Origin of the sequence: Streptomyces sp. NPDC006997 (assembly GCF_040635175.1) — a bacterium.
GTDB lineage: Bacteria > Actinomycetota > Actinomycetes > Streptomycetales > Streptomycetaceae > Streptomyces.
Genome location: NZ_JBEYHH010000017.1, coordinates 84,072 through 93,882 on the forward strand (window position 1 = coordinate 84,072; position 9,811 = coordinate 93,882).

A 9,811-nucleotide genomic window follows, 5' to 3' on the forward strand; every position below is an offset into this window, starting at 1 on the left:
GCCGGTTCCAGCCAACGGGAGTAGTGAGACATGGGACTGACCGCGAAGGTCCGCACCCGGGACGGATGGGCCGTCTCGCACGCGGTCGTCACGGTGACCGACATGCGCGGGGCGCAGGTGCTGCGCGCGGAGGCGGACGCCGGGGGCGCCGTGCGGGACGCGACGGCGCTGCCCCCGGGGGCGTACACGGTCATCGTCACCGCCGTCGGGTACGCGCCCACGGCCGTCGGCGCGCTGGTCACCGCGAGCGGGCGGGCCGAGGCGGGGACGGTGACGCTGGTCCGGCAGGGCGGGGAGGAGCTGCCGCCGCCGGGGCCGTGGACCGTCGACCCGGCGCACTCCAGCGTGGCCGCCGTCGCCCAGCACCTGGGGATCTCCAGTGTGCGGGGCCGGTTCACGGACTTCGCGGCGTCGGTCGAGATCGCGCCGGACGACGTCACGAAGTCCCGGGTGGACGCCGTCATCCGCGCCGCCTCCATCGACACCGGCAACGGCACCCGCGACACCCACCTGCGCTCCGCGGACTTCCTGGACGCCGGGAACCACCCCGAGATCACCTACCGCTCCACCGGACTCACCGCGGACGGCCCCGACCGCTGGACCGTCCACGGCGAGCTGGACCTGCGCGGCGTCGTACGCCCCGTCGACCTGGCCCTGGCCTACCTCGGCACCGGCGCCGACCCCTGGGGCGGCACCCGCGCGGCCTTCCGGGCCACGGCCGAACTGCGCCGCGAGGACTTCGCGATGCACTACGACCAGGTCGTCCAGGCGGGCATCGCCGCCGTCGGTACGACGCTCAGGGTGGAGCTGGACGTGCAGGCGGTACGGGGCGCGTCACTGCCGACCGGGTGACGGGGGCGTCCGGGGCGTGGACGTGCGGGGCGTGGAGGTGCGGGGCACGGGCGGGGGTGCGTCCGTACCGCCGACTCTCGCCACCAACGCGCCGCACAGGTCGCGGAGTTTGACGTTCCGGTCCTGTGACAGGCGCCGCAGCCGGGCCAGCGCGTGCTGGGCGCTGACCCGTTCCTGGGCCATCAGGATGCCGATGGCCTGGTCGATGACGCTGCGGGAGAGCAGCGCGGTGCGGACGTCGGCCACCGAGGTCCGCTCCCGTTCGATGCGCAGCGCGACGCTGATGGTGTCCGCGGCGCGGGCCGCGAACGCCCGCGCCGCGCCCCGGCTCTCGCCCAGCGAGCCCGGCTCGGTGCCGTACAGGTTGATGGCGGCGCCCGTCTGCGGCTCCACGGCCAGCGGCAGGGCCAGCACACAGCGCACGCCCACCGACAGCGCGTACGCCCGGTAATCCGGCCAGCGGGACTCCGCCGTCAGGTCGGGCGCGTACTGCTCGGCCTGGGTGCGGGCCGCCTCCACGCAGGGCCCCTCGCCGTTCTCGTACTGCCGCTGGTCGAGTCCGCCGGGCATACCGCCGCTGCCCGCGAGCGTGAGCAGCCGTCCGGAGCGGCGTACGGTGACGCTGCACGCGGCGGCGCCGGGCACCTCCTGGACGGCACGGTCGGTCAGGTCGTGCAGCAGCGTGTCGAGTCCACTGCTGCGCACCATCGCCATTTCCAGTGTGTCGTTGGTGTCGGGGCTCATGACCGTACGGGTATCCCGAAAAGGCGGGTTGAGGCCCGCGGCCGGGATCGTCACACGGTGCGCCGCGACTCGTCGACCAGGCGGCGGGCCAGGTCACGGAGTTTGACGTTCTCCCGCTGGGAGGCCCGCACCAGGCTGCCGAAGGCCTCCGCCGCGTCGATGTCCAGGCGTTCCATGAGCACGCCGGTGGCCTGTCCGATCAGGTCGCGGGTGCGCATCGCCTCGGTGAGCTGTTCGCGTTCCGTCGCCGACTCCAGCGCCAGGCTGACGTGCGCGGTGAACAGCCGTCCGACCTGGGCGGCGGTGTCGTCGAAGACGCGCGGCAGCCTGGCGTACGCGGTGAGCACGGTGAGGCGGCGCCGGTCCGCCCGCAGCCGCAGCGCCAGCGCGGAGGCGAGCCCCGGTCCGGGCAGCAGGATGCCGGTGTCCGGATCGTCGGCCCCGGCGGGGATCGCCGTCCCGGCCCGGGCGCCGGTGCCGGTCGCCTCGTCGTCCGGGAGGCGGACCACGGGGGTGTGCCAGAGGGCGGTCCAGTACGGGAGTGAGGTGCCCTGCACCGTGCGCACCAGGTCGTCGGACCAGGCGACCGTACGGTGGCCGTCGCCCCGGTCGACCACCGTGACGGCGGCGTGTTCCGCGCCGGGCAGCAGCCGTACCGCGAGCCGGACGGCGGTGCGCAGGGTGCCCTGCGCGGTGCTGGCGTCGTGCAGTTGCCGGGCGGCCAGCGCCAGCGCCTCGGCCAGCTCGAAGCCGCTCGGGGCACGCGGACCCGCCCCGGGATCACGGGGTTCGGCACCGTCGGCCGGGAAATCGGACACACCAGAGAACTCAGACGCTGTCACCACGAACCTCTTCGGCGTGCACGGCACTGAAAGGCCATGCGCAGAAAAGCTCCGCAGCACATTCCCGACTGCGAGCACAGGATGTACAGAACTCTAGCCGCGAAGTGTCTAGGCTGCCGACATGGCCCCGAACATCGCGACCAACACCCGCGTCTCCCTGTCCGAGTTGCTCGACTTCGTACGGCCCCGGCACCGCGCCCTGCTGATCACCCGCCGGTCCGACGGCAGCCCCCAGGCGTCTCCGCTGACCTGCGGCGTCGACGACTCCGGGCGGATCGTCGTCTCCACCTACCCCGAGCGGGCCAAGACCCGCAACGCCAGGCGGGACGCCCGCGTCAGCCTCGTCGTGCTGAGCGACGACTTCAACGGTCCCTGGGTCCAGGTCGACGGCACCGCCGAGGTCGTCGACGCGCCCGACTCGGTGGAACCGCTGGTGGAGTACTACCGCAACATCGCCGGTGAGCACCCGGACTGGGACGAGTACCGGGCCGCCATGGTCAGGCAGGGCAAGTCGATCATCCGGATCACGCCGGAGCGGTGGGGGCCGGTGGCGACCGGGGGCTTCCCGGCGCGACTGGTGGAGGGGGAGTAGCCGCGCCCGACGGGGCGGGGGCCGGATACGGCGGTCAGCCGCGCGCCACCATCGCCTCGATGCCGGCCACCAGCAGGTCGAGGGCGAAGGCGAAGTCCCGTTCCATCATCTCCTCGACGGTGCCGCCGCCGCGCGCCGCGATGAGGTCCCTCGACTCCTCCACGACGTCGGCGGTCGTCGGCGACTCCGTCACCGTGCGCACGGAGTGCCGGAAGTAGTCGTCCGGCGTCATGCCGAAGTCGGCGCTGCGGGCGATGAAGTGGCCCTCGACGGTGCCGTACCCGTACACGAACTGGAAGACCGCCGAGATCGCCCCCGTCATGCCGTGCGCGGGCAGGCCCGTCCTGCGGATCACGCGCTGGACGGCGCGGGAGAACGCCAGCGCGTGCGGGCCGATGTTGAGGTACGTACCGGCCAGCGGCGACAGCCAGGGGTGGCGGACCAGCAGCGTCCGGTACTCGCGGGCGAGCGTGCGCAGCTGGTCGCGCCAGTCCTCGTCGGCCTCCGGGTCGGGCAGGCCCAGTTGGCCGTGGACGGCGTCCAGGGCGAGTTCGAGCAGGTCGTCCTTGGTGTCGACGTACCAGTAGACGGACATCGCGGTGACGTTCAGCTCCGCCGCCAGCCGCCGCATGGAGAACCGGGCCAGCCCCTCGGCGTCCAGCAGCCGCACGGTCACCTCGGTGATCCGCTCCCGGTCGAGCCCCGACGGCTGCCCGCCGCCCCGGCCGGCGTGACGCGCCCGGTCCGCCAGCCAGACACTGGTCCGCGCCGGTCTCCCGGCCGCGCCGTCTCTCGCCATGGGGCACCTTCCTCGCTACTCCCTGGGCATCTTCCCGCTCGGCCCGGCACCGCAACGCCGCCGCCGTCCCGAATCCTCCTCCCCCGGGGGAGACGAGCGGTCAGTTCGGCTGGGTCAGGTCTGAGAAGGTGGCCGAACCGGCCGTCACCTCCCTGAAGTTCTCCTCGACCCAGGAGGTGATCTGGGAGGAGCCTCCCTCGCCGGCGCCGCCCATGCCGCCGCCCATGCCGCCGCCCGCGATGAAGTAGTGGATCTTCCCGTCGGCCACGTACTCCTTGAACTGGGCCAGCGTCGGGGACGGGTCCGTGCCGTTGAAGCCCCCGATGGCCATCACGGGTTCGCCGGTGGCGAGCTGGTAGCTGGCGGCGTTCTGGGAGCCGATGGCGGCGGCGGCCCAGGTGTAGTCCGACGCGTCCGTCTCCAGGAGCTCCCTGGCCTCGTCGTCGACGGTGGAGCCGTTGAGGAGGCCGCCCATGGCGCCGCCGGGGGTGGTGGGTTGTTCCTGCTGGCCCGGCTGGCCCTGCTGGCCCTGGCTGGGGAAGCCGCCGGTCGGGGGCTGCTGGCCCGGCTGGCCGTTCCGCTGACCGGGCTGGCCGTTCTGCCCGGGGAACCCGCCCGCGCCGCCGGGCCCGCCGCCCATGCCACCACCGCCACGCCCCCCGCCGGGCCCGCCCCCCGTGCCGCCCGCGACCGCCGGACCGGCGGTGACGATCGACCCGGTGTGGCCCTCGTTCAGGGTCGTCAGGGAGTACGCCGTGGGTCCGGCGAGCGCGGCGACGACGCCGAGTCCCGCCACCGCCAGGGCCGGTCGGCGTCCGAGCCGACCCACGAACACCAGCCCCAGCGCGGCCACCAGCCCGCCCACGAGCACCAGCCACTTGAGCCCCGGGTAGGAGCCGGAGGAGCGGTTGAGCAGGACGTATCCCCAGGCGGCCGTGGCCGCCATCGCCGCGGCGGCCGTCAGCGCGGCCCGGGGTCGTGCGCGCTCGCGCCACAGCAGGGCGGCCCCCATGCCGGTCAGCGGGGCGACGTAGGGGGCGAGGGCGACGGTGTAGTACTCGTGGAAGATGCCCTGCATGTAGCTGAAGACCGCCATGGTGATCAGCAGGGAGCCGCCCCAGAGCAGGAACAGGGCGCGGGTGGCGTCGGTGCGGCCCCGCCTGCGGGTCGCGACGAGCGCCGCCACCAGCAGGATCAGCGCGGCCGGGATCAGCCAGGAGATCTGCCCGCCGACGCTGGAGCCGAACATCCGGTCCCAGCCGGTCTCGCCCCAGTGGCCACCGCCCTGGCCGCCACCGCCGCCGACGCTGCCGGTCTCCTCGCCGTTGATGCGGCCGAGGCCGTTGTAGCCGAAGGTCAGCTCCAGGAAGGAGTTGTCCTGCGAGCCGCCGATGTACGGCCGTGAGGACGCGGGCCACAGTTCGACGACGGCCACCCACCAGCCGCCCGCGACCACCATGGCCAGCCCGGCGAGCAGCACCTGCCCGACGCGCCTCTTCAGCCCGGTCGGCGCGCAGACGACGTAGACGAGCGCCAGCACCGGCAGGATCAGGAACGCCTGGAGCGTCTTGACGAGGAACGCCAGCCCGATCGCCACCCCGGCCCACGCCAGCCACCTGGTCCGCGCCTGTTCGAGGGCGCGCTGGGTGCCGTACACGGCGACCGCCATCAGCAGGGCGAGGGCGGCGTCCGGGTTGTTGAAGCGGAACATCAGCGCGGCGACCGGCGTCAGCGCGAAGACCGCGAGGGTGAGGAACCCGGCGCCCGCGTCGAACCGGCGGCGCACGGAGGCGTACAGCACCCCGGCCGTCGCGACCGCCATCAGCACCTGGGGGAAGAGGATCGCGAAGGAGTTGAGGCCGAGCAGCCGCACGGACAGGGCCATCGGCCACAGGGACGCCGGGGGCTTGTCGACGGTGATGGCGTTGGCCGCGTCCAGCGAGCCGAAGAACATCGCCTTCCACGACTGGCTGCCCGCCTGCACGGCCGCGGAGTAGAAGGAGTTGGCGTAGCCGGACGCCGTGAGGCTGTACGTGTAGAGGGCGCCGACCAGCAGCAGCGTGCCGAGGAACGCGGGGCGCACCCAGTGGGGGTCCTCGGGACGGCCGCGCCACAGCCGCCGTGGGAGGGAGGTACCGGGCGCGGCGTGTGCCGCCGGGGTGGCGGCCGGTGGGGTGGCGGCCGGTGGGCCGGGCAGGGCGGTGGTGCTGGTCATCGCAAGTCCCTCGGATCGGCGGATCGGGTCGCCATCGGATCGGTGTCGTGCGGGCGTACCGGCTGGAGCCGTGTGGCCGCGTCCTGCCAGGTGGCGCTGGTGGTGGGGGTGGGGGTCGGGGTCGGGGTCGGGTGTCGCTCCGCGGCCAGGTGGGCGTCCCGCTGCTCCGGGAACACCCACGCCCGGAAGAGCAGGAACCGCAGCACCGTCGCCGCGAGGTTGGCGGCGATCAGCACGGCCAGCTCGGTCGAGTGCGCGGGGTCGGAGCTGGCGGCGCTCAGGGCGGCCAGGGAACCGCTGGTCAGGGCGAGGCCGATACCGAAGACGACGAGGCCCTGCGCCTGGTGCCGTACCGCGCCGCCGCGCCCGCGCACGCCGAAGGTGAGGCGCCGGTTGGCCGCGGTGTTCGCGACCGCGGAGACGAGCAGCGCGAGCGCGTTGGCGACCTGGGAGCCGGTGAAGGACCGGAAGCCGGTGTAGAGGAGCAGGTAGAAGAGGGTGGACAGGCCGCCGACGACGCAGAAGCCGACGAGCTGGCGGGCCAGTCCGCCGGGGACGTCCTTGACGTCGCGGTCGCGGGGGTCGTCACCGAAGGGCCGCGCGAGCCGGTCGAGCGGCAGCGAACCGGTGGCCAGGGCTCTGCCCACCCGCCAGACGCCCCTGAGGTCGTCGGTCGCCGTGCTGACGATGTGGACGGTGGAGTCGGGGTCGTCGACCCAGTCGACCGGCACCTCGTGGATGCGCAGCCCGGCGCGCTCGGCGAGCACCAGCAGCTCGGTGTCGAAGAACCAGCCGGTGTCCTCCACCAGCGGCAGCAGCGCCCGCGCCACGTCCCGCCGGATCGCCTTGAACCCGCACTGGGCGTCGGAGAACCGGGCCTGGAGCGAGCCGCGCAGGATGAGGTTGTACGAGCGGCTGATGAACTCCCGCTTCGCGCCGCGCACGACCCGCGAGGAGCGCGCGAGCCGGGACCCGATCGCCAGGTCCGAGTGGCCGGAGATCAGCGGGGCGACGAGCGGGAGCAGCGCGTTGAGGTCGGTGGACAGGTCGACGTCCATGTAGGCGAGGACCGGCGCGTCGGACGCGGACCACACCGCCCGCAGCGCGCGCCCGCGCCCCTTCTGCTCCAGCCGTACGGCCCGGACCTCCGGGATCCGCTCGGCCAGCCGCCGGGCGACCAGCGCGGTGGTGTCGGTGGAGGCGTTGTCGGCGACGGTGATGCGGAAGGCGTACGGGAAGGTCCGCGCGAGGTGCGCGTGCAGCCGCAGCACACAGGGCTGGAGGTCCTTCTCCTCGTTGTGGACGGGGATCACCACGTCCAGGACAGGCGTACCGGCGTCTCCGGCCGGGAGGTGCTCCCGCGCCGGCAGGGTGCCGGGAGAAGAGTCGGTTCGCATGGCACCGACTCTTCTCAGGCGCCCTGTCGCACCCGTGTGCTGAGGCTGTGCCGCACCTGTGAGTACGGCGTCTCGTGGGCGCACGCCCGCGGGAGCGCGGGCAGGCGCACCGTGAACACCGTCCGGCCGGGCGCGCTGTCGACGGTCACGGCGCCGCCGTGCGCGGCGGCCACGGCCTGCACGATGGCGAGGCCGAGCCCGGTCGAGCCGGTGGTGCGGGAACGGGCGGAGTCGCCGCGGGCGAACCGTTCGAAGACATGGGGGAGCAGGGCGGGCGGGATGCCCTGGCCGTCGTCCTGGACGTCCACGCAGAGCCACGCCCCGCTGTGCCGGACCCGTGCGGTGACGGTGGTGCCGGGCGGGGTGTGGGTGCGGGCGTTGGCGAGCAGGTTGACCAGCACCTGGTGCAGGCGGGCGGCGTCCGCGGCGACGGGGGCGGGTTCGTCGGGCAGGTCGAGCCGCCAGACGTGGTCCCGGCCCGCGGCGCGCGCGTCGCTGACGCTGTCGACGACGAGGGGGACGAGATCGGTCCGCTCGAACTGGAGCGGGCGGCCCGCGTCGAGGCGGGCGAGGAGCAGCAGGTCCTCCACGAGCAGCGTCATCCGGCCCGCCTCGGACTCGATGCGGCCCAGCGCGTGCCGGGTGTCGGGGCCGACCCGCTCCCGGCCGCGCCGGGTCAGTTCGGCGTACCCGCGGATGGAGGCGAGCGGGGTGCGCAGCTCGTGGCTGGCGTCGGCGACGAACTGGCGTACCCGGGTCTCGCTGCGCTGGCGGGCGTGCAGGGCGCCGTGCACGTGGTCGAGCATCCGGTTGAGGGCGGCGCCGACCTGGCCGACCTCGGTGTGCGGGTCGCACTCGGACTCCGGGACGCGTTCGTCGAGGTTGACCTCGCCGCTGTGCAGGGGGAGTTCGGAGACCCGGGTGGCGGTGGCGGCGACGCGGCGCAGCGGGCGCAGGGCGACGCCGACGATGGCGGCCCCGGCGAGGGAGGCGGCGGCGAGACCGGCGGCGGTGACGCTGACCTCGACGAGCATCAGGGTGTTGACGGTGCTGGTGACACCGGCGGTGGGGACGGCGACGTAGTGGCTGCCGTTCGGGCCGGTGGTGTACGCGACGCGGTACCCGCCGAGGCCGGGGAGGTCGAGGGTGCGCGGCGTGCCCTCGTGCGGCGGGACGGTGGCGAGGGCGGCCAGCTGCGCCGTGGTGAGCGGCTCGGACGTCATCGCGTAGGCGTCGGCGGAGTCCCTGCCCACGCGGGCGTCGGTGACGGTGCCGTCCTGGACTGCGGCGGCGATGGTGCCCTTGGGCTGCGGGCCGTGGGTGACGAAGGTGTCGAGGTCGAGGGGCTCGGCCGTGGCGGGGTGGCCGTCCCTGCCGTCGCCGGGCGGCGCGAGCGCCCCGTCGGCACGCCTCGCGACCTCGTTCAGCTGCCCGTCGAGCTGCTCGTAGAGGTGGGAGCGGAGCGCGAGCGTGGTGACCGAGCCGATCACCGCGCAGACGACGGCGATCAGCACGACGGACGCGACGACGAGCCGGGTCCGCAGCGTGCGCGGCTGGCGCCCCGGCCCCCGGAGGCCACGCGGCCGTCGGCGTCCGCGTGGATGGGCCGTCATGACACCGCGGGCTTGATCAGGTAACCGGCGCCGCGCCGGGTGTGGATCATCGGCTCCCGACCGGCGTCGATCTTGCGCCGCAGGTAGGAGATGTACAGCTCGACGACGTTGGCCTGCCCGCCGAAGTCGTACGACCAGACCCGGTCCAGGATCTGCGCCTTGCTGAGCACGCGCCGCGGGTTGCGCATCAGGAAGCGCAGCAGCTCGAACTCGGTCGCGGTCAGGTGGATGGAGTCCCCGGCGCGGGTGACCTCGTGGCTGTCCTCGTCGAGGGTGAGGTCGCCGACGACGAGCAGGGACTCCGAGCGCCGGTCCGCCGCCCCCGACCTGCGGATCAGCCCGCGCAGCCGGGCGACCACCTCCTCCAGGGAGAACGGCTTGGTGACGTAGTCGTCGCCGCCCGCGGTGAGACCGGCGATCCGGTCCTCCACCGCGTCCTTGGCGGTGAGGAAGAGCACGGGGACGTCCGGCAGCTCCCGCCGCAACCGGCCGAGGACGGCCAGGCCGTCCATGTCGGGCAGCATCATGTCCAGGACGACGGCGTCCGGCCGGAACTGCCGCGCGGTCTGGACGGCGCCGTGTCCGTCCCCGGCGGTGCGGATCTGCCAGCCCTCGTAGCGGAGGGCCATCGACAGCAGTTCCGTGAGGGACAGCTCGTCGTCCACGACGAGCACCCGGACGGGGCTCCCGTCCGGCCTCAGCAGTTCGGTGCGCCCCTGGGGCGAGGTCGTGGTCATGCCGGCCACGATGTCCACCG

9 protein-coding genes are annotated in these 9,811 nt (G+C 74.0%); 2 read left to right on the forward strand and 7 right to left on the reverse strand.

The window, feature by feature from the left end:
* Window positions 1–30 precede the first annotated feature (30 nt).
* A complete protein-coding gene (locus ABZ659_RS18720; RefSeq protein WP_360220765.1) occupies window positions 31–852 on the forward strand; it encodes a YceI family protein in 822 nt (273 codons plus the stop codon).
* Here ABZ659_RS18720 and ABZ659_RS18725 read toward each other — a convergent pair.
* Together ABZ659_RS18725 and ABZ659_RS18730 are read right to left on the reverse strand one after the other, a co-directional pair.
* Complete coding sequence (locus ABZ659_RS18725; RefSeq protein ID WP_360220768.1) at window positions 835–1,596, reverse strand: GAF and ANTAR domain-containing protein; 762 nt, start codon at window positions 1,594–1,596, stop codon at window positions 835–837. The genes ABZ659_RS18720 and ABZ659_RS18725 overlap by 18 nt on opposite strands.
* Window positions 1,597–1,646: 50 nt before the next feature.
* Window positions 1,647–2,414 carry an ANTAR domain-containing protein gene (locus ABZ659_RS18730; RefSeq protein WP_360220771.1) on the reverse strand — a complete coding sequence of 256 codons (768 nt, stop codon included), beginning with the start codon at window positions 2,412–2,414 and terminating at the stop codon, window positions 1,647–1,649.
* Window positions 2,415–2,559: 145 nt separating this feature from the next.
* Between ABZ659_RS18730 and ABZ659_RS18735 the strand changes: the two genes are divergently transcribed.
* On the forward strand, window positions 2,560–3,030 hold the full coding sequence (locus tag ABZ659_RS18735) for a PPOX class F420-dependent oxidoreductase (RefSeq protein ID WP_360220774.1): 471 nt from the start codon (window positions 2,560–2,562) through the stop codon (window positions 3,028–3,030).
* A gap of 34 nt (window positions 3,031–3,064) precedes the next feature.
* Here ABZ659_RS18735 and ABZ659_RS18740 read toward each other — a convergent pair whose 3' ends face one another.
* The 5 genes from ABZ659_RS18740 to ABZ659_RS18760 all read right to left on the reverse strand — a co-directional run bounded on the left by ABZ659_RS18740 (window position 3,065) and on the right by ABZ659_RS18760 (window position 9,791).
* Window positions 3,065–3,829, reverse strand: a complete 765-nt coding sequence (locus ABZ659_RS18740) for a TetR/AcrR family transcriptional regulator (protein ID WP_360220777.1) — start codon at window positions 3,827–3,829, stop codon at window positions 3,065–3,067.
* Between the two features lie 100 nt (window positions 3,830–3,929).
* Window positions 3,930–6,044 (reverse strand): glycosyltransferase family 39 protein, encoded by a 2,115-nt coding sequence (locus ABZ659_RS18745; protein ID WP_360220780.1) that lies wholly within the window; start codon window positions 6,042–6,044, stop codon window positions 3,930–3,932.
* Window positions 6,041–7,441, reverse strand: coding sequence for a bifunctional glycosyltransferase family 2/GtrA family protein (locus ABZ659_RS18750; protein ID WP_360220783.1), 1,401 nt, complete (start codon window positions 7,439–7,441; stop codon window positions 6,041–6,043). The genes ABZ659_RS18745 and ABZ659_RS18750 overlap by 4 nt, the downstream gene beginning before the upstream one ends.
* 14 nt (window positions 7,442–7,455) lie before the next feature.
* A complete protein-coding gene (locus ABZ659_RS18755; RefSeq protein ID WP_360220786.1) occupies window positions 7,456–9,054 on the reverse strand; it encodes a HAMP domain-containing sensor histidine kinase in 1,599 nt (532 codons plus the stop codon).
* Entirely contained in the window at window positions 9,051–9,791 is a 741-nt protein-coding gene (locus ABZ659_RS18760; RefSeq protein WP_360220789.1) for a response regulator transcription factor, read from the reverse strand. Before ABZ659_RS18760 ends, ABZ659_RS18755 begins: the two co-directional genes overlap by 4 nt.
* Window positions 9,792–9,811: the final 20 nt, after the last annotated feature.